The following is a 19,568-nucleotide window of genomic DNA, read 5'->3' on the forward strand; positions in this document are numbered from 1 at the left end:
ATGGGTGCTTTACAGGCTTAGTGGTGTTCGTTCGGCGCCCAGAACAGCCAATGTTTTCTCGTTCTGCAGGTACGTGATCACGGCTGCGCTGGCCGGATCGAAATTAGCTGGCATGGGCAAACGAACCCGCCCCGACTCCGTAGCGCGAACGGTAACAAAAGAACGCACTACGTTAGCATGCGTCAGGATTTTTCCGGTGTTTTCGCCCCGATTAACGGCCGTACGTACTAAATTGCTAACCAGCGCCACATTCAGTACTGCGCCTGCCAACGTACCTGATAGTTTCGTATCAACCACTACCGATTGCCCTTTTTGAGCGGTTGTAACACGTATCCTGACGGGAGTAGGCTGTTTAAGGGCAACAGCCAGCAAACTGGTTAATTGATCCCGGTTCGACCCGACAAATTCCTGCTTTCCGTTCAGGATCGCCTGTGGCGTATACACCGTTTTCAGGCCCAACTGCTGGGCATAGTGCCGTTGCCGGGCTGTAAAGCGGGCATCGCTGAATGGGTCGCGCCAGCCAAGCCGATCCCAATAATCGACATGGAACGACAGGGCATATACCGGCTGGTTGGCAGCGGCGGCCTTGGTAGCCGTTTCCATCAACAGCCGGTCGGCAGGCGGGCAACTCGAACAGCCCTGCGAGGTAAACAACTCAATGACGGCAACTGGATGAGTGGTTGTATCTGTAGAGTTGGGTACGTTACCAGCAGCTAGGGCCAAGAAGGCTAAGCTGCTGATGAAGAGAATGTTGAGTTTCATAACGTTTGTTGTCTGAACAATGCAGCTGACTGGCAACCTACCTACAGGCCCACGTGGTAATCATAACCCCGTTCGGCCCAGAAGTCGCGTGGGCGCTCGTCGGCGAAGGTCATGGTGCCAATGCGTTTCAGGTTCTTTACGCCGTATTTCACCGGAATAATCAGTCGGAGCGGCGCACCATGCAGGTCGGCGAGTGGCTCGCCGTTCATTTCGTAGGCAAGCAGCGCCTGTGGGTGCATGGCACTGGCAATGTCGAGGCCAACGTAATAGCCTTTGTCGGGCGTTTCCATGCCCAGGTAATTGAAATAGTCGGCTTCGCCTGTAGCGGGTTGGCCCGTACGGGTGCCCAGTTTGTAGTGCGTGATCAGATCAGCAAGGCGTGCCCCGCCCCAATGCTGCACCTGACTCCAGCCCTCCACGCATTTGAAATCGAAGATCAGATCAAACTTGGGCAAGGTTTTAACATCGTCGAGGCTAAGCGTCAGGTTGTCGCGGCCAGGTTGCTGAATCTGAAGCTGCCAGGTTGCCTGATCGAGTGGGCTGCGAAGGCCTTCTCGACCGTTGATCCGAACGTTTTTGGCGGCTTCGTCCAAGGCGAAGGTGGGGGCCAGGTGCTGGTTTGAGAAATACATGTTAGCCACCTGTTCATTGCTGTTCAGGATCGCCCGTAGTGGTGCCGGAATACTGCCTTCTTTGGGCTGCGAAGACACATACTTCCAGAAGCCGACGGGCACTAGACTGGCCAGGCCGAACCAGGCAAACGATTTGATGGTTCGGCGACGAATCTGCTGGTCAGTAGTCAGCTCCTCGCGCTCGGGCATATGAGGTTCTTGTTCGTTCGTTTCCATCGATCTATACTTTTTCGTCTACCACATCAAATCCCGTAATCATACTCCGGAAATTGTTCCAGCCAGCCTTCACTACCTGCGCAATGTGGACGACGAAGAACAGAACGTACCCAATCGTCAGAGCAAAGTGGAGGAGCCGGGCTATTTCGTAGCCGCCCAGCAACGTGGTCAGCCATGAAAACTGAGTCGGTTTGTAAATGGCCAGGCCCGTCAGTAGCGAGCCAACGCCCATGACAATAATGCTGCTGTAGGCAATGCGTTGCGCGGCATTGTATTTCTCGACGGGCAACGGCCCTTTCCGAATGCCCAGATCATGTAATACAACTTGCCAGGCCTCTTTGAATGATCCGCGTTTAGGAAACAGGTAGCGCCATTCGCCCGAAATCAGCGTGTAACCAACATATAGAATGCCGTTGATCGTGAATAGCCACATCAGCGCAAAGTGCCACGACATGCCTTCGGCCAATCGTTGTTTCATGTGCAGGCCCTTGAAAAACCAGTCCGGAAAAAACGTGATCAGAGTAAAGCTGCCCACCTGGATTTTATACGGATGATAGGCCCAGTAGATGAGCAGCCCGCTCCAGATCATGACGGTCAGCACGGGGAAGTTAACCCAGTGAAACCAGCGAATCGCCAGCGGATGCTTGTTTTCGATGATGCGTTTCATACATAGCGGTTTAGTCTGTCAGGAAAAGAGCGGTACATGACAATACTTTTTGTTTTGCTTTGGAATGGTTGGCCTCGTGATGCTCCTGCAAGGTAAGATTTTCCGGATTCAGCTGCGTATAAACCTAAAATGGCCCCGATCTCATTGCTGAAACCGGGGCCATTCTGGATGAAATGTGGTCAGGTTAGTCTTGATTACTGTTCAGTTTTTCGAGCAGCATTCGGTTAAAGTTACGTTCGGCTTTATATAACTCCTGTAACTGAGTTGGGCTGATAACCTTCAGAAAACGAGGCATATATTCATCGTCGAGATCACCGAGTTTTTGCTTCGCACCGTTTAATTCTTTCAAATTAGACAGAACGGCCGCATCATTGGCTACCATACCTTGCCGCGAGTTCTCGCCGGTTAACTGACGTACCTTACGGTTCAGTTCCTTTTTCTTACCGTTATAGTCGTTATAGATAGCCCAGAACTGAGGGGCCTGTTCGGTAGTCAGGTTAAGCCGGTTGGTAATATAGCCAATCTTCTGCGACTCAATTTTTTGAATGTCGTTCTGCGCCATAACGCGCCCCAGCGATCCGGTCAGCAGCAGAAGAACCAATAATAGGTGTTTCATAGGTGTGTTCTATAGAAAATAATTAAGAGCCGGTGTTCGTGAGTTCATCGCTGATATCCTGTGATTCCAGGTGTTGCCGGATTGCATCAGATTTTATATCAAGGTACTGAAGCGATCCTGATTCGTCAGTTGTGGTGGTTGTCTGAAGGGCAGTTACTTCGTCGGGGTTCAAGCCCTGCTCATCAAGGTAGGCTACAATGGCCGCGTCACTTACGCCACTCAGGGTTTCCCGACCAATCGAATCCTGCCGTTGCGGCCAGGTAAGCCACACTAGTGTGGCAACCAGCCCGGCGCCCGCCAGCGAGGCCATCGTGCGTCCCCACGACCAGCTAATAATCGGGCCAGTTTGTTGCGGATGGGCAAGGGCTGCCCGAGCCTGTACCCGCGACGCCAGCGTGTCGAAATAGCCGTCAGGCACCCCAGCACCTACCGCTTCGAATGGATGTTGGCGCAGGGGATGCCCCGCGTCTATCTCCTCAAGCCGTATTGGTTGTTTACTGTTCATACTACTTTGATGCTCAGCCCGTGCCGGGGTTTAACGGTTGGTTAAAAAATCCTCAATCTTCTTCACTGCCAGATGGTACGACGCTTTCAACGCTCCCACCGACGTACCTGTAATTTCCGAAATCTCTTCGTACTTCATATCGTCGAAGTATTTCATGTTAAACACAAGGCGCTGTTTATCAGGTAATTTAAGCAACGCTTTCTGCAACGCCAGCTGAACTTCCTCGCCACTTGGGTCATTGCCCGATGTTACGTAGTCGGCGTTACTTTCCAGCTTTTCCATCAACTCGCCTTCAACGTCGCCGATGGGCAGGAAGAAACGTCGTCGCTTCTTGTTCAGAAAGTTAAGGCATTCGTTAGTGGCAATGCGGTAGATCCAGGTATATAACTGACTGTCGCCCCGAAACTGTTCCAGACTTGCCCACACCTTTACAAACGTGTCCTGAACCAGATCGTCGGCGTCATCATGGTCGATCACCATCTTCCGGATATGCCAATAGATCTTCTGCTGGTATTTTTTTACCATCAGATTAAAGGCATAGTTCCGGCTCGACGGATCGCGGTATTTTTCGAGTAGTTCCTGGTCAGTCATTGGTAACAGTTTACTGTCTTCTGTCTTCTGTCTTTTGTTGCTTCGCCTAACGTACCTAACACTGGTATAGCGGAGCAACAGAAGACAGAAGACAGTAAACTTATTTTCTTGCGATTGCCCGTTTCACGGCGTCTACGATATAAGAGGCTTTCAGGCCGTACTTCTCTAACAACTGATCGGGCGTACCGCTTTCACCAAAGGTATCTTTTGTGCCAATAAACTCCTGAGGACGGGGCAAATTCTGCGCCAGTACATGGGCGATACTCTCGCCCAACCCGCCCCAGATGTTATGTTCTTCAACCGAAACTGCACAACCCGTTTTCTTCACCGAGTTCAGAATCGCTTCCTGATCTAACGGTTTAATGGTGTGAATGTTGATCAGGTCAATTTCGATGCCTTCAGCAGCCAGCATTTCGCCCGCCAGTACGGCTTCCCAAACGAGGTTACCCGTTACGAATACCGAACAGGCATCGCCTTCGTTCATGTGCCACGCTTTGCCAATCTCAAATTTCTGGTCGGCGGGCGTAAACACAGGCAACACCGGACGGCCAAAACGCAGGTAAACCGGTCCAACGTGCTCGGCAATGGCGATGGTGGCGGCTTTGGTCTGGTTGTAATCGCAGGTGTTGATGACCGTCATGTTGGGCAGCATCTTCATCATGCCCAGGTCTTCCAGAATCTGGTGAGTAGCCCCATCTTCACCCAGGGTCAGGCCCGAGTGGGAGGCGCAGATCTTCACGTTCTTCTCCGAATACGCCACTGACTGCCGGATCTGGTCATATACGCGACCCGTAGCGAAGTTGGCAAACGTAGTGGCAAACGGAATATGCCCGCCGATGGTCAGACCAGCCGATACGCCGATCATGTTTGCTTCGGCAATACCGCACTGGATAAACCGATCCGGAAAATCCTTGATGAAGGCGTCGAGCTTGAGTGAGCCGGCCAGGTCGGCAGTGAGGGCTACCACATTCGGGTTGGTTTTGCCCAGTTCGTAAATTCCCGCGCCGAAGCCAGACCGGGTGTCTTTCTTATCCGTGTAGTCGAATTTTTTCATGTTATCATTAATTCGCCGAAGCGATCGTTTGCAATTTATTTAAAAAATACCGCGCCGACGGACAGTTAGGGTGCCCCGCCGCACGGTCAATGGTGAAGCCACAACGCTTCATATTGTTGGCTAATCTGGGTTTACTCTTCGGAAAACGTTTGCCAAGCAGACGGATAATCTCATCTAGTGGCTCAACGTACTCTTCTGGTTTCTCGACCGGTTGAGCAGTACCTGTGAACGTACCCAGCGCTACTGTATCGGCGAGATACCAATTTTCAAACTCCTTAACAGCTACTACCACAGTTTGGTCGTCAAACGCCGGAACGGTTTCCTTAGTTAATGTGATGCACTGATCGTTATCTAAGTCGACGAGGGCAATAATTCGCTCCGCGCCTTTATCTAACAGTATCTGCCGATGCTTAGGCAGGAAGTCCGCTCGGTACTGCGTCTTGCTACCTGCAACAACCACGTCCACTAACTCAATTTTGTAGCTGTTCATCAATGCCTTAAAGTCGGGTGAATCAAAAATAATCTTCTCTGATTCGCCTTCGCAGATGATTCCTATCTTCACCATGGAATACCACCGCCAAGGGCGTTTGACAACCAGGCTTCATCCATTGGTAAGCCATGCAGATTCATGCCAGCTACTTGCTTCGTTTTCGTTGCACCATCTACTTTATCCACCAGAATAATTTCCTCAGGCGTTAGCACTGACACCAGCGACTGCGACTGCGTATTCAGCCAGATGTAATGGCCATACTCTTCACAAGCGAACCGAAATAGCTGAACCAATTCCCTTGTTACCTTTGGATTGAGACCATTCTCAGGCTCCTCAATACATAAGAATTGTGGATCATCGCTTTGATATACAGCAGTTAGCAACGCAAGAATATTATACGTTCCATCGGAGATCAGATCTTTAGTAAAGTAGCGGTCACTGGACACTTCAAACCAGTGTAGTTCATCACGATCATCTATTTCAACTGCTTTAAATCCTGGGACAAATAGGGAAAGCCAGTCAAAGATTTCTATTTTAAGACTCTCATTTATAAGCAAACGCTTTAGAACCGGCTCAAGATTTGAAGCTGAAAAGTTTAGAGAATCACCATCTTGGTACTCAAGGCTACTTTTTTTTCTGTCAGGGGCATTCACCAAAACTCGCTTAAACTGCTCAATAAAATGATATAAAAGAGCTTTAGGAATCGGGTTTGCCGGCTTTTTTAAGTTAGAGTCTGTCTGGGCATTGAATTGACTTCCAAAACGAAAAGTACTGCCAAACGGCATGCTCATCGTTATAAATTCACTGTCTCCATAACCATAGTGAAGTTCATACGAGAAAACTTCGTTGTTCCCTTCTGCTCGTCGAAAGAGTTTATCTTCTCCACCAAATAATCTAACTGCTTCGTGGGGACGGTTAAATCTTGATGCAGTTGCAACAAACTCCAGCGCTTCGAAAATATTGGATTTGCCGGAGCCGTTGGGGCCGACAAAGACCGTGAACGGGTTGGGCTCAATGAGCTCGATCCGTTCAATGGACTTGAAATTTTCGATGACGAGGCGTTTGATCTGCATAACAAAACAGTTTACAGTTTACTGTCTTCCGTCTTCTGTTGCGCTGCCAGGTCACGATATGTACCTAAGCGAAGCGACAGAAGACGGAAGACAGTAAACTGTAAACTCCTTTTTAGTAGTCTTCCATGCCCGAATACACCGGCAGTTGGCCGAGGGCGTTGGCCATTTGTTCTTCGTTGAGGGCAGTGCCGTGCCACTTGTAGTTACCCGCCATGAAATCGACGCCGTAGCCCATCAGGGTGTGCATCAGAATCAGCGTGGGAACTTCCGGATCATGCTTGGCATCTTTCAGGGTTTTGATGATATCGCCCATGTCGTTGCCCTGCATTTCGGTCACGTTCCAGCCGAAGGCTTTGTATTTCGCAGCCAGGTCGCGGTTATCGTTGACGCCCATGGTGGTGCCGTCGATCTGCGCCAGGTTGTAGTCGATGATGGCGGTGAGGTTGCCGAGTTTTTTGTTCGGTGCAAACTGAGCCGCTTCCCAAACCTGACCTTCCTGCTGTTCGCCGTCGCCCATCAGCACATATACGTGCTTGTCGTCTTTGTTCAGCCGCTTGGCAAACGCAGCGCCAGCTGCAACTGACAAACCCTGACCCAATGAGCCAGACGCGATACGAACGCCGGGCAGGTGCTCGGCCGTAGTGGGGTGCCCCTGCAACCGGCTGTCTAGTTTGCGGAACGTAGCCAGTTCAGATACGGAGAAATAGCCCGTACGGGCCAGTACTGAATAGAAGACGGGCGAAATGTGGCCGTTCGAGAGGAAGAACAGGTCTTCGTCTTTACCGTCCATCTCGAAAACCGGTTTGCCATCAGCATCCAGCTTCTTGCGAAGCACGTCGAAATATAGGGCGACAAACAGGTCGGTGCAGCCCAGCGAACCGCCGGGGTGGCCTGAATTAACGGCAGATACCATCCGCAGAATGTCGCGACGTACCTGCGAAGCAATGTGCTCAAGTTGTTGTATTTCCATAGTCTCAAAAAAGGAGTTTACTGTTTACCGTTTACTGTCTTTTGTTGCTCTGCTGAACCAAAATCAGGTGCCTTAGCGAAGCAACAGAAGACAGTAAACGGTAAACAGTAAACTATGTCAAAATTTGCGTTGCGTGATTTTTTGTATCTATTTTCTCGATGATATCGGTAATCAAACCGTTTTCATCGATGATGAAGGTTTTACGAACGGTGCCCATGTAAGTTCGGCCATACATTGATTTCTCCTGCCAGACGCCGTAGGCTTCCACCACCGACTGGTCGGTGTCGGCCACCAGCGAGAAGGGGAGATCATACTTGGTTATAAACTTGGAATGAGCTTTTTCAGAATCGATACTTACGCCCAGCACTTCGTAGCCAGCTTTTTTTAAGTCGGCGTAGTTGTCGCGCAGGCTACAGGCCTGGGCCGTACAGCCCGGTGTGTCATCTTTTGGGTAAAAATACAGCACCACCTTTCGGCCCCGGTAGTCGGAGAGCGTTAGTGGGTTACCATGCTGGTCTTTGGTGGTGAAATCGGGCGCCAGGTCGCCTACGGATAGCGGCATAATCAGGAATTTAGTGCAAACATATTCACCCTAGCGTTTCCGTCCGCGTTTTTTTGCGGGCGCTTTCTTTACCGGCTTTGCTTTCGGAGCAGGTGCCGCCGCAATCTTTGTTACTACTTCGCCTACATTGCCCGATCGGTCACGTACCTGAATAATCACCTCAGACTCCGGCTCGAACGCCGCCTCTGGATCCAGTTTGTCTGACCAGATCAGCGCCCGTTTGTAGTCGTACTGCATCAGCGTCCACTCGCCATTGACGAACACGCGGAACTGGTCGATACCCGATAGGTCGTCGCTGATGCGGGCGCTGATACCCTTACCCGTTGCGCTCACCACCCGAATGACAGGTGGCGTAAGGTCGGTAAGTAAGCCAAATTTGCCCAACTCACGGGTGCGGAATTCAATGCGATTATTGGTCCATTTCCCCCCAACGAACCGCTGGCGACCGCCGGAGAGCATATACATCTTCGTCCGCATCGTGTCAATGCTGACCGGCGATGTGGGCGTAAACCGAACATCGATAAAATCATTTAGCGGAATCGTATTCTGATTAATCTCCAGGATATTTCCTGATGAGGTTCGGGTCGACAGATACAGCGTATCAAACAGCGACTCGGCGTTGAAGCGAAGATTCACGTTGCCGGCGTCAATCACCTGGGTACGTCCCGGAATAACGGCCTGACGGAAATTGAGTGGCAGGCGACCACGGCCAATCTGCACAGAGTCGGGCATGGTTTTGTTCAGGTCAATCAGGTAGACGGCCTTGCCATTACGAGTATAGGCAACTGGTAATTCGGTTGTTTTCTTCCCGGTAAACAGCAGCGCATTGGGCGGCACGCCGGGCAGACCGCGCACCGCAAGTTTCAGCACGTTATCGTCGGGCGTAAGCGTTACGTTGGGTACGTTCTGCTGCCCTGGCTGAGTTAAGCCGGGGAGTGTACTGAGCTGACCACTATCTATGGCGATGGTCTGGATAGGCTGGGCCAGTACTGGTTCAGACAGGGGTTCTGGCTGAATTATAAACCGGAGAACAGCCGAATGCTCGTAGTTATCGAACAATGTAATGGTAACCTCGTGGGGTTTACGGTCGAGTAGCGGCAGCTTGCCCCGGTAGGCATTCGAGTGATAGAGGGACAGTTTATTGCCATCGGCAACGTACCCACGATGATACCGCTGACCGCTCAGTTGCTCGGCCTCGTAGTTCATATGCACGTTGATGAACCTCGTCTGCTCGTTCGGGAACATGTTCATATTGTAGGCAAACACCTCATTGCCGTCCAGCCGGATTTCCACGCAGTTCAGGCCATTGCGGTAGGGTGAGCCATTGGCTTTGTCGTAGGCCAGTAACTCAAGGCCCAACAAGCCCGAGGCAGAAATGGGTTGCGCAATCGTGTACGAGCCGTCAGCACGTCGAACGGGCGTGAACGTCTGCCGCTGAAACTCACCGTTTAACCGCGACTCAGGTGTCATGGTCCTGATGGCGACACGCTCGAAATAAGGCGGCACATCGTCTGACAGTTCGGGGAAACCGTAGAGGAGTGGGTTTATCAGATTGTCGTTAGGGTCACGTACCTCGAAGTGCAGGTGTGGCCCGCCCGAGCCCCCCGTATTTCCCGACAGCGCAATGACGTCGCCTTTCTTTACCGGAAATTCGTTGGGTTGTGGCCGAAGGTCTATCTCAAAGGTCTTTTTGGCGTACTGGTTTTCGCGCAGGTACGTGCCCAGCGTATCGTTCAGCGTTTTCAGGTGGCCATAGACGGTAGTTAGTCCGTTTGGATGCTTCAGGAAAATAACGTTTCCGTACCCCCCCGTAAACACGGCAATACGCGACACGTACCCATCGGCGGCGGCATGTACCGGCAGGCCTTCAGTTCCACCCGTCCGGATGTCTAAACCGGCGTGGAAATGGTTGCCCCGCAGGTCGCCCATGCCGCCAGACAGCGACCCCGCCTGGCCGGGGTTGATTGGGAAGAGCAGATAGCCGGGTTGCACCAGTGAAGGTAATGGCTTGCGCGCCTGCCCAACCAACAGGGTGGGCAACAGGAACAGCAGGAGAAAACGGAGGAAGTTCAAATCGTCAATCAGTAATGGTACTTACAGGCAAGAACAACAATGGTATCGTCAGCTACTTCTTAAACCAGACGGTGCTCCTGCGTAATTCTCCTCGACCAACAGCCACGGAGGTTGTATTTGAGCGGCTCAGGTTTGCCGATGCCAGTGAATGGCGTTTCAACGGCGTCATCCAGCAGCTCAATAATCTTTCGTACAATCTTCAGGTCGGTTCGCGCCCAGTCAGTAAAATCTTCCCACGCTTCAGGCGTAAAAACGGGCTTACGCATCAGGGCTCGTTTTACGGAAAGCCGTTAGATCGGGCGAAACTACATTTCCCTGACGAGCATTGTCCATCGAACGTAATAGCCGCTTCCTGTTTGCTGACGACTGAAGTAAGTAATCGGTTTCGTCTACCTCGTCATCAACAATGATTGTCAGTCGTTTTTGACGAGAGTTACTGAACATCTCTTTCAGATGCTGAATCAACCCACTGTTCAATTCGTCTAATTCCAATGGGATGGTATGTTTCATGATCTGTCAGTTTCACCTATGAACGATAACATGCTGAAGAATGTGTTGGGTTTCAAAACAACTACGGCACTTACTTCACTCCGAAATTGAACATCTCACGCCCTTCCAACGTACCTACCAGCCGGTCGCCGATCTGCACGGGGCCAACGCCCTTGGGTGTGCCGGTGAAAATGACATCGCCTTTCTGAAGCAGGAAGTAGCGTGAGACATACGCGATCAGGAAATCGATTTTGAACAGCATCAAGCTAGTGTTGCTTTCCTGCCGGGTTTCGCCGTTGATGGTTAGTCCGAAATTCAGATTTTGCAGGTCGTCGAATTCTGTTTTTGGAATAAATTCCGACATCGGTGCCGAGCCGTTGAAAGCCTTGGCCAGTTCCCAGGGCAATCCTTTGGCTTTCAGTTTGCTCTGTACGTCGCGAGCAGTAAAATCGATACCCAGCCCAATTTCGTCGTAGTATTTGTGCGCAAACCGCTCTTCGATGTTTTTACCCACCCGATTTATTTTCACCAACACCTCTACTTCGTGGTGAACGTCGGTGGAAAAATCGGGATAAAAGAAGGGGGCATTCCGATAGAGTATAGCGGTTTCAGGCTTCAAAAAAATAACCGGATCACCCGATTGTTCATTGTTCAACTCCTGAATATGCTCTACGTAATTGCGGCCAACGGCAATGATTTTCATAGTTATTTGGGCGTTACTGAAATGGCCTCTCTTCGTCTAAGAACAGGCATTAGATTGATATGAGCGCCCACAAAACTAAACCATAACGCCGCCCGCTCGTCAAAAGCAGTAAACAAAAGGGGGATTACGGCGGTACGTATACTCTAGGACGTATCGCATGGGCGAAATGGCCCACTAACATAATTCACGAACACGATGAAAAAATTAATTGTAGGAATGGTGGCCTTAGGGTTACTGGTTGGTTGTCAGACAGTCCCGTTGTCGGGGCGTAAACAACTTGCACTGGTGTCTAATGCTGAGTTGCTCCCAATGAGCTTCCAGAGCTATCAGGGAGTTCTGGATACAAGCCGGGTAGTTCGGAACAGTAGCCAGGCCGAGATGGTGCAGCGGGTAGGCAATCGTTTGCGGCAGGCCATGGAAGGTTACATGAACAGCAATGGCTACGGTGAGCGGCTGGCAGGCTATCAGTGGGAGTTCGCCCTCATTGAAAGTCCGCAGGTGAATGCCTGGTGTATGCCGGGGGGTAAAGTAGCCTTCTATACGGGTATTCTTCCCTATACGCAAAACGAAGCTGGTGCGGCGGCCGTAATGGGCCACGAAATCTCGCATGCTATTGCCGAGCATGGACGCGAACGGATGAGCGAGGGCCTGCTTTCGAGCGGTTTGATCCAGGCGGGGCAGGCGTTTGCGGGTTCGCGGGCTCAGCAAAATCCCAGTGCTACCAAAGCCATCTTATATCAGGCCGTTGGGGTAGCCTTACCTGCCGCTTATCAGGTGGGCCGGGAACTGCCTCACAGCCGCGCCCAGGAATCAGAAGCCGATAAACTTGGTCTGATTTTTATGGCAATGGCTGGCTACAACCCGGCTGAAGCGATCAGCTTTTGGGGCCGTATGGCCAAAGCAGGTGGTGGTAATAAGCCCCCTGAATTCCTGTCTACTCACCCTTCTGACGAACGCCGGATTGCCGACTTACAGAAGTTGTTGCCGGAAGCTCAGAAATATTACAAAGGTCAATAGCAGTAAGGCTTAAGAAGCAGGAACGGCTTTGCCAGCGCACCGGACGGTGTTCCGGCAAAGCCGTTCCTGCGTTTATTCAGGTGAATTCTGTTAGGTATTGACGAGCTACAGTTTCCGTAGATCGCGCAGGTTTCGCTCAACGATCTCTACAATGACAATATCCGGTTTTTCCTGGTCAATGCGCTGCCAGTCGAGCGCTGGCTGGCGTACGGCACAGGTCCGGCTAAAATAACCGGGTAAGTAAACCAACATTGATTCGCTGAAAGAGTCCCCGAACAGGAGCATCGACGGTTGACCAGCGTTCTTTCCCTGAAAGACAGACGTCTGTCTTTCTGCCGATTGTTGAGCGGCAACGGTTCGAAAAGCGGGTTTTGACACTATACTATAAAATATCTGGTCTTTTACCTGTCCCTGAAGCATCATGAGAGCCGCTAAATCCCCACTTCCACCACGCATTACTTGCATGTCGTAGTCGTTCCATTGCACTGGACGTATAGACGGGAATGTCTGTCGAATACGGTTAATAATTGAGGCCGTACCAATTAATGCTCCGTAGTTACTCCAATGGGTATCGGTTTGTCGGTAAATAACGGCTTTTTGTTTTGCCCGGCACAGGGTATCCCGAAGGTCGAGGAAAGGAACCGACAGATGTTTTTGCATGACTTGGCTAAGTACGTCGTGGGGCGTCTCAGTCCACTGATAATGTTCCTTCGTTTGCGCATGATAACCCGAGGCTACATAGTCAGGCAAATATTCTGGATAGATAGAATGCGAGTCAGGAGCTATTAGTATATACAGTTGTGCCCCTTTACCGGCTAATTTTTGTTGAACGGCTACTAAATGCTGCGCAATTGCCTGTGCCGAATCAACCGATAGAGGCCATAGCCCTTGATGCTGTTGCATCACCCGATTATAATGATCCCCAACATATAACCACCCCTGTTTGCCGAAAATAACTTGCTGCGGTATAGGTGAATCGTTCAGTACATAGTAATGCAGGACACTGTGTAAAAAAACCAGTCCGTCCCGAATACCAAAATTAGTTTTATAGTAAACGTCAAACTGACGAACAGCTTTTTTCAGCGTACGCATTGAATGGATAGCCCCGTTTTCTGCCACAAAAGACGGCCTGTTTTCCATAGTACGAAACGATGAGATACCCAGTAATTGATCAATTATTGGTAAATAAATAAGGAAGCAAAAGCAGGTTATCAGGCTTTTGTTTTTAAGATTTTTCATTAATTAAAAGCGAAAATAAATAAAGGGGTTGTACGTACTGGCAGCTAAACTCATCATAGACAGGAAGAAGAGGCAGAGTAGACCAACCACATAGCCAATTTCCTGGAATACACCGTTGGAAGTCTGATTACGGTAGCGTTGCGCTATAAGGTGAACAGGTGTTGTGAAAAGAGCGCCGAGTATGAAAGTGCCAAGTATGGTTGTAGAGGTGAAGTGATGTATGGTGTATACATACGAATTCGTTTCGGAACCGTTCAAGCCGATCAACCGGCCTAGATAAGCAATGGCCGCACCAATATCGCTGGCCCGAAACAACACCCAGCCAATCAGCACTACCAGTACCGTGTAGCTATGCCCAATTACAGCGGGCCATTGCTTTAACCGATGGCCCAGGCCGGCCCGCTCTGCCAGTAAAAAAGCCCCATGAAATAACCCCCAGATAATAAAATTCCAGCTGGCTCCGTGCCATAGCCCTGTGATAAAAAAGACGATCAGGAGATTTCGATACGTCCTGGTCGTTGATCCTCTGCTTCCGCCCAGGGGCACATACACGTAGTCACGAAACCAACTGGAGAGGGATATATGCCAGCGCCGCCAAAAATCCTGAATAGAACGAGCGGTGTAGGGGTAATTGAAGTTTTCTTTGAAATCAAACCCAATAAGACGGCCTAATCCGATAGCCATGTCGGAGTAGCCGGAAAAATCGAAATAGATCTGTAGCGTATAGGCAACTATACCCAGCCAGGCGGCGGCTACCGTAATGCTACCGACAGGTGCGTTGAAGAGTGTATCGGCCACTTCAGCGAATGTATTGGCCAGTAACATTTTTTTGGCCAATCCAAGAATGAAGCGCTCTATACCAGACACCAGCCTGCTTACGGATAGGTTTCGTTCCGATAGCTCGGGAGCAATGTCTGCATAACGAACAATTGGCCCGGCTATCTGATGAGGAAACATAGCCGTGTATGTACCGTAAGCTATAAAGTTTCGATTGACGCCAATGCGACCCCAGTACACATCAAGGACATATGATATACCCTGAAATGTGTAGAAACTGATACCGATAGGCAACAGTACGAGTCCTGTATTGGCCCATGAGCCTGGCCACCCTATTAGGTGTTGTGCGGTTTCTACGGCAAAATTGGCGTATTTGTAGTAAAAGAGTAGTGATAAACTACCGGTTAAGGAGAGCCACAAACCAGTCTGTCGGTGTCCGCCTGCTATCAGTAAACCGGCTGTATAATTGGTTACGATCGACAAAAGTAGTACGCCCACCATGGGGCCTTCTCCCCAGGCATAAAAGAGGAGGCTTGAGGCAAAAAGCCAGGCATTACGCCAGCTTAGTGCAGTAGATCTGTTTTTGTAGACTAAAGGAATTAAATAATAGACCGATAAAAAAAGGGGTAAAAACAGAAATAGGAAGATAGGAGAGTTAAATAACATGGATGGGTAGTAGTGGGTGCCTCAAATATAAGTGTCGTTTTTGGCTATAAGTAATTTAAGTAATTATACGTATGAAGACCACGAGTGTTTTATAAGAAAATCCACTTATAAAATTCAAATATGGTCATTGATAAAAATGATAATGTATGTACTTCGCTACCCGCTTGATCCGGGAAAAAACTACGATAAGATGATAGAAACTAACCGGATGACTATTTTGCCATCCGGTTGATGATCTGGTTCATAGATGTGTTGGCTGTAATTATGGAAATCAGGTGGTTTTACTCCGTTTTACTGATCATGTATCTGGCCGTTTGCGGATTTTTCGTGGCGGGTTTGCAGGGTTGTAGTTCAACCGTTATTCCCATTCATCCTGGTACAGTTGGCCCGTCATCGACAACGAGCACGGTTTCGTCAACTACCTGCTCATGCTCTTCTCCCGATGTGACAACGGTAGTGACCCCGTCTACCAGAAATGATAGCCTGATGGTCCCCCTGCCCCGGTTCAGTTCTGACAATGGGAATTTGCCTATTGGTACACTTATCCGGCTGCTGGCAGACTCGATACCCAGTCAGGGTACTCTGGAGTATTCAGCTGATGGTGGCGCTCAATGGATTACTGCCAGCCAGTTTGTGCTGAAAAACGGAGGTACGTACCTTGCCCGTATACGAGCGGGCAGCCGTGTGTCCCGGTCAAAATCAGCCACCTTCAATCTGAGCTACAGTAATGTGGTGATCATGGGCAATAGCATCATGCTGTTAGGTCCTGATGCTGCAGTGGGCTGGCCGTATAATCACGGTATGGCGGCGTCGGCTCCAGACAAAGATTTTGTGCATCTTCTGACCTATCAGCTACAGCAACGGCTTCCTTCTGTGAAGGTTACGCTGTCGGGAGGATATCTTTTTGAGAGTAGTTATTGGAAAATCACCCTTAATGAATACGATCACTCTTTTTCCGAAAAGCCTGATTTGACCGTTGTGCGAATCGCCGAAAATGTCGACGATAACCAGGTAAGTACCCGTAATTTTGAAGTGTATTACCGTCAATTGCTAACTTATATTGCTGATCACTCGGCAACTACGCATAAAATTGTCTGTACAACCAGTTTTTGGGATCAGCCTCATGTAGACGCAGTCATACGCAAGGTGGCGGCTGAGAAAGGGTACCCACTGGCCTGTTTGTGTGATCTGGTCAATAAGCCTGAATACAGGGCGTCGCAGTTTAGCGATCCCGGTGTGGCGGCTCACCCGAATGATAAGGGTATGGCCGAAATTGCCCGCCTGATCTGGGAAAAAGCGCAATAACACTCCCTTAGTTCTGTACCATCGGCCCAATGATTTTCCAGACATTCTCGGCCACGATACGATGCCCTTCCACGTTGGGGTGAATGCCGTCTGCCTGATTGAGTTTTGGGTCACCGCCCACATTCTCAAGCAAAAACGGTATCAGTACGGCCTTGTTTTTCATAGCCAGTTCTCTGAAAATTGTCCGGAATTCGGTGGTATATGCTTTGCCGAGATTTGGCGGAATCTGCATACCGGCAATAACTATCTGCGCAGACGGGTTTTTCAGCCGAACGGTGTCGATAATGGCCTGGAGATTCTCGCGGGATGATTTCAGCGGAATACCCCGCAGTCCATCGTTACCGCCTAACTCAAGCACAAAAATATCGGCCGGCTGGCGCAATATCCACCCCACACGGCTCCGGCCCCCGGCCGTGGTTTCGCCACTCAGCCCGGCGTTGACTACCCGGTAGGGGAGCCCCAATGAATCGATACGGGCCCCAATCCGATTCGGAAACGCATCGGCGGTGTTTTCCAGGCCGTAGCCTGCAGCAAGGCTGTTTCCGAAGAAAACGATTACCTTCTTTTTGGCCGAAGTCGTTGCCGGGGTGGCTGTGTCAGCAGTGGCGGTTTCGGTTTTCGAACTCTCTGTTTTCGAGTTGCAACTCAGACAGATAATGAGGCCTAGCAGGGGCGCAAAACGGGCAATCAACTGCATGATGGTGATGATGACTAATGGTCGTTGCCTTTACAAACGCCGGAATGCCAATTTACGTTTGGATTGTGACCAGCCACTGATTGACCTGCACGCATAAAAAACGGCTTCCATGTATACATAGAAACCGTTTTAGACTAAAGCGCGCTGTATTATTTAGGGCAATCGGCAACAATATTCCACCGGTCTGCTTTGCAAAGGGTAACGTCTTCAACCTGGCATTCTGAATTATCTTCGGCCACCAGCTTTACATCCCATTTACCGCAATCGACCTCCACTTCGATCATCTCACCAGGGGTCAGAATCTCGTCGTCATCGAGAATATCGTTGCCCCAGTGATCTTCCTCGTCGGGCGAAATATAGATTTCGTCGATACTGAATTTGGTGGTGTTTTTGATCTCGATTGTTTTTTTGTCAGCATGGCGAACGCCTTGTGCTGAAAAGCCGGTAGTCAAGCCTATTACAGCCAGCACAGCCAGCATCCTGATGGGGCTTTTAAAAGCCTGTGTCATATTTGTAGGAAATGATTGATTGTCATTATCCTGCAAATATACTTAGTTATAATACTTACTTTATGCGTTCTCGTATAAGGAAAATAACAGGTAGCCTTAAGTTGGCTCTGTGACTACATAACGAACATGTATCGGTGTACATCTTGCCGTTTATACGTCAACATGCCTAGTCAGCGCATAGGGTGATCCATTTTTTCTTCTTCCAGGTCCAGCTGCGCTTCTGCTTTCATCAAAATCTCTTTATCGATCTCCCCCTGTCGGCCAAGGCGCATCAACTCATTGCGCTTGGCCTGATGCATTCGATCACGCGCTTCCCGATAGGTAGTTAGTAATTGCTGATCGGCTTTAGAGTCAGACAGTTGCGTAGCAAATAGGATGCCTTCCAGCCGCCGTTTCAGGTCGGTCAGGAGCGGGTTGGTCTCAAGATCGGCTGAATAATGGTGAGTCAGCTCATCCAGAGCCACCGCCTGTAACTGCCGTTTTATGGTCGCTTCCTGCTCTTCCTCCGGTATCCGCTCGAGCAACTCTTGGGGACGTACCCAGCGAGCCAGCATGGGCAGTGTCAGGCCCTGTAATACCAGCGTAACCAGAATGACGATGAAGGTGATAAACAGCAGTAGCGGCCGGTGCGGAAACGGCGTGCCATTGGCCAGCAATAGCGGGACAGACAGCGCCGCCGCCAGCGATACTACTCCGCGCATACCCGCCCAACCCAGCACGATGGGGCCGCGCCAGCCCACGTTCCGTACGGCGACCGTAATGAATCGACCGGCAAAGTCGGTGAAGGCCGACGCCGCTAAGGAGAAGATCAGCCGTACCACAATCACCAGGGCTGACATAAGAAGTCCGTAGCCGATTGACTGAGCCAGCGAAAACGAATCACTTTTCAACTCATCGAGAATAACAGGCAATTCAAGGCCGATGACCATGAACACAACGCCGTTGATAACGAAAATAACGGTTGCCCACATCGACGTGTTCTGGAGGCGTTCGGAGTGGTTGAAGAGGCGGTGACTTTTGGCAGACAGAAACAACCCGCCGCTTACTACGGCGATCACCCCCGACCCTTGGCACTGTTCGGCGGCCAGGTACATGGCGTAGGGTGCCAGAAACGTAAGCAATACACTGATGCGCAACTGAAGCGGTAACCAGCGGTGCAGGCAGTAAAAAACCAGCGCTACGGCCAGCCCGACACCAGCGCCAATCAGCGTGACCAGCACAAACGAAAGGGCCACCTTTTGCCAAACGAACGTACCTGTCTCGATGCTGTTCAGGGCAAACTGAAGCACGATCAAACTGGCCGCATCATTGATCAGGCTTTCGCCTTCCAGAATATTGATACTGCTTTTGGGTACGTCTACCCCACGTAATACCGAGGTGGCTGCCACGGCGTCGGGTGGCGATATAATGCCGCCCAGCAGAAAACCCAACGCGAGCGTGAAACCTGGAATGAACCAATAGGCCGTATAGGCAACGGCGGTGGCGGTCAGCACAACCAGGCCAAATGCCAGCACCAGCACAATACGCCGCCAGCGCCACAACTCGCGCCACGATGTAAACCAGGCTGCTTCGTAAAGCAGCGGCGGAAGGAAAACCAGGAAAATAAGGTCAGGCTCGAGATTAATGCGTGGTACACCCGGTATGAGGCTGACGAGCAACCCGCCCACGACCAGAAAGATAGGCGTAGGAATCTGGAGCCGGTTGGCCAGCGTGGCCAGCAGGGCCATGGTCAGCAGGAAACCCAGGGCCAGCAAAACGTATTCGTGCATCGTGTATGGAAGAGATAGTCGTGTGGATCAGTTTTTCGTTGACAGAGTTGACAAGATAAACAGGATTCTGTTTGGCAGAGGTAGAATGCACAATTTGCCGATGATACCGTATTAAAACCGATCCGCCCTTTTCTGCTTTGTTGTCGTGACGAAAATAGAGGCAGTGTGGTTATGGCTAGGTACGTA

22 protein-coding genes are annotated in these 19,568 nt (G+C 50.4%); 2 read left to right on the forward strand and 20 right to left on the reverse strand.

The features are described from left to right. Positions 1 to 9 precede the first annotated feature (9 nt). The 15 genes from J2I46_RS08065 to J2I46_RS08135 form a co-directional block, all read right to left on the reverse strand. Entirely contained in the window at positions 10 to 762 is a 753-nt protein-coding gene (locus J2I46_RS08065; RefSeq protein WP_207328493.1) for a DUF1223 domain-containing protein, read from the reverse strand. Positions 763 to 803: 41 nt separating this feature from the next. Then, positions 804 to 1,610 (reverse strand): molybdopterin-dependent oxidoreductase, encoded by an 807-nt coding sequence (locus J2I46_RS08070; RefSeq protein WP_207328494.1) that lies wholly within the window; start codon positions 1,608 to 1,610, stop codon positions 804 to 806. 4 nt (positions 1,611 to 1,614) lie between these two features. Further along, positions 1,615 to 2,277 carry a cytochrome b/b6 domain-containing protein gene (locus J2I46_RS08075; RefSeq protein WP_207328495.1) on the reverse strand — a complete coding sequence of 221 codons (663 nt, stop codon included), beginning with the start codon at positions 2,275 to 2,277 and terminating at the stop codon, positions 1,615 to 1,617. A gap of 184 nt (positions 2,278 to 2,461) precedes the next feature. Continuing rightward, complete coding sequence (locus J2I46_RS08080) at positions 2,462 to 2,893, reverse strand: hypothetical protein (RefSeq protein WP_207328496.1); 432 nt, start codon at positions 2,891 to 2,893, stop codon at positions 2,462 to 2,464. A gap of 22 nt (positions 2,894 to 2,915) precedes the next feature. Further along, the gene (locus J2I46_RS08085) at positions 2,916 to 3,398 is read right to left on the reverse strand and encodes a hypothetical protein (protein ID WP_207328497.1); all 483 of its coding nucleotides are present in this window, start codon (positions 3,396 to 3,398) and stop codon (positions 2,916 to 2,918) included. A 30-nt stretch (positions 3,399 to 3,428) separates the two neighbouring features. After that, entirely contained in the window at positions 3,429 to 3,989 is a 561-nt protein-coding gene (locus J2I46_RS08090) for an RNA polymerase sigma factor (protein WP_207328498.1), read from the reverse strand. A gap of 100 nt (positions 3,990 to 4,089) precedes the next feature. After that, on the reverse strand, positions 4,090 to 5,043 hold the full coding sequence (locus J2I46_RS08095) for a transketolase family protein (protein ID WP_207328499.1): 954 nt from the start codon (positions 5,041 to 5,043) through the stop codon (positions 4,090 to 4,092). A gap of 7 nt (positions 5,044 to 5,050) precedes the next feature. After that, a complete protein-coding gene (locus tag J2I46_RS08100) occupies positions 5,051 to 5,608 on the reverse strand; it encodes a hypothetical protein (RefSeq protein ID WP_207328500.1) in 558 nt (185 codons plus the stop codon). Next, a complete protein-coding gene (locus tag J2I46_RS08105) occupies positions 5,602 to 6,606 on the reverse strand; it encodes an AAA family ATPase (RefSeq protein ID WP_207328501.1) in 1,005 nt (334 codons plus the stop codon). Before J2I46_RS08105 ends, J2I46_RS08100 begins: the two co-directional genes overlap by 7 nt. A gap of 112 nt (positions 6,607 to 6,718) precedes the next feature. Further along, a complete protein-coding gene (locus J2I46_RS08110) occupies positions 6,719 to 7,576 on the reverse strand; it encodes a transketolase (protein WP_207328502.1) in 858 nt (285 codons plus the stop codon). 112 nt (positions 7,577 to 7,688) lie between these two features. Beyond that, on the reverse strand, positions 7,689 to 8,138 hold the full coding sequence (gene bcp, locus J2I46_RS08115) for a thioredoxin-dependent thiol peroxidase (RefSeq protein ID WP_207328503.1): 450 nt from the start codon (positions 8,136 to 8,138) through the stop codon (positions 7,689 to 7,691). A gap of 30 nt (positions 8,139 to 8,168) precedes the next feature. Then, a complete protein-coding gene (locus J2I46_RS08120; protein ID WP_374758081.1) occupies positions 8,169 to 10,220 on the reverse strand; it encodes a M23 family metallopeptidase in 2,052 nt (683 codons plus the stop codon). 50 nt (positions 10,221 to 10,270) lie between these two features. Next, complete coding sequence (locus tag J2I46_RS08125) at positions 10,271 to 10,477, reverse strand: Txe/YoeB family addiction module toxin (RefSeq protein WP_207328504.1); 207 nt, start codon at positions 10,475 to 10,477, stop codon at positions 10,271 to 10,273. Next, positions 10,470 to 10,721: a type II toxin-antitoxin system Phd/YefM family antitoxin gene (locus J2I46_RS08130; RefSeq protein WP_207328505.1), complete on the reverse strand. Its 252-nt coding sequence runs from the start codon at positions 10,719 to 10,721 to the stop codon at positions 10,470 to 10,472. The genes J2I46_RS08125 and J2I46_RS08130 overlap by 8 nt, the downstream gene beginning before the upstream one ends. 70 nt (positions 10,722 to 10,791) lie before the next feature. Next, positions 10,792 to 11,403 (reverse strand): fumarylacetoacetate hydrolase family protein, encoded by a 612-nt coding sequence (locus J2I46_RS08135; protein WP_207328506.1) that lies wholly within the window; start codon positions 11,401 to 11,403, stop codon positions 10,792 to 10,794. Positions 11,404 to 11,598: 195 nt separating this feature from the next. Between J2I46_RS08135 and J2I46_RS08140 the strand changes: the two genes are divergently transcribed. Continuing rightward, entirely contained in the window at positions 11,599 to 12,420 is an 822-nt protein-coding gene (locus J2I46_RS08140; RefSeq protein WP_207328507.1) for a M48 family metallopeptidase, read from the forward strand. 105 nt (positions 12,421 to 12,525) lie between these two features. Here J2I46_RS08140 and J2I46_RS08145 read toward each other — a convergent pair whose 3' ends face one another. Both J2I46_RS08145 and J2I46_RS08150 read right to left on the reverse strand, forming a co-directional pair. Further along, positions 12,526 to 13,659 (reverse strand): alginate O-acetyltransferase AlgX-related protein, encoded by a 1,134-nt coding sequence (locus J2I46_RS08145; RefSeq protein WP_207328508.1) that lies wholly within the window; start codon positions 13,657 to 13,659, stop codon positions 12,526 to 12,528. A gap of 3 nt (positions 13,660 to 13,662) precedes the next feature. After that, positions 13,663 to 15,102: an MBOAT family O-acyltransferase gene (locus J2I46_RS08150; protein WP_207328509.1), complete on the reverse strand. Its 1,440-nt coding sequence runs from the start codon at positions 15,100 to 15,102 to the stop codon at positions 13,663 to 13,665. A gap of 231 nt (positions 15,103 to 15,333) precedes the next feature. Between J2I46_RS08150 and J2I46_RS08155 the strand changes: the two genes are divergently transcribed. Then, complete coding sequence (locus J2I46_RS08155; protein WP_207328510.1) at positions 15,334 to 16,407, forward strand: SGNH/GDSL hydrolase family protein; 1,074 nt, start codon at positions 15,334 to 15,336, stop codon at positions 16,405 to 16,407. A 7-nt stretch (positions 16,408 to 16,414) separates the two neighbouring features. Here the strand turns inward: J2I46_RS08155 and J2I46_RS08160 are convergent, their stop codons facing one another. The 3 genes from J2I46_RS08160 to J2I46_RS08170 all read right to left on the reverse strand — a co-directional run bounded on the left by J2I46_RS08160 (position 16,415) and on the right by J2I46_RS08170 (position 19,382). After that, on the reverse strand, positions 16,415 to 17,104 hold the full coding sequence (locus J2I46_RS08160) for an arylesterase (protein WP_207328511.1): 690 nt from the start codon (positions 17,102 to 17,104) through the stop codon (positions 16,415 to 16,417). Positions 17,105 to 17,253: 149 nt separating this feature from the next. Further along, a complete protein-coding gene (locus tag J2I46_RS08165) occupies positions 17,254 to 17,613 on the reverse strand; it encodes a hypothetical protein (RefSeq protein WP_207328512.1) in 360 nt (119 codons plus the stop codon). Positions 17,614 to 17,783: 170 nt separating this feature from the next. Next, positions 17,784 to 19,382: a Na+/H+ antiporter gene (locus J2I46_RS08170; protein WP_207328513.1), complete on the reverse strand. Its 1,599-nt coding sequence runs from the start codon at positions 19,380 to 19,382 to the stop codon at positions 17,784 to 17,786. Positions 19,383 to 19,568 lie beyond the last annotated feature (186 nt).

The sequence above is a fragment of the Fibrella forsythiae genome (genome assembly GCF_017353175.1).
Classification (GTDB): domain Bacteria; phylum Bacteroidota; class Bacteroidia; order Cytophagales; family Spirosomataceae; genus Fibrella; species Fibrella forsythiae.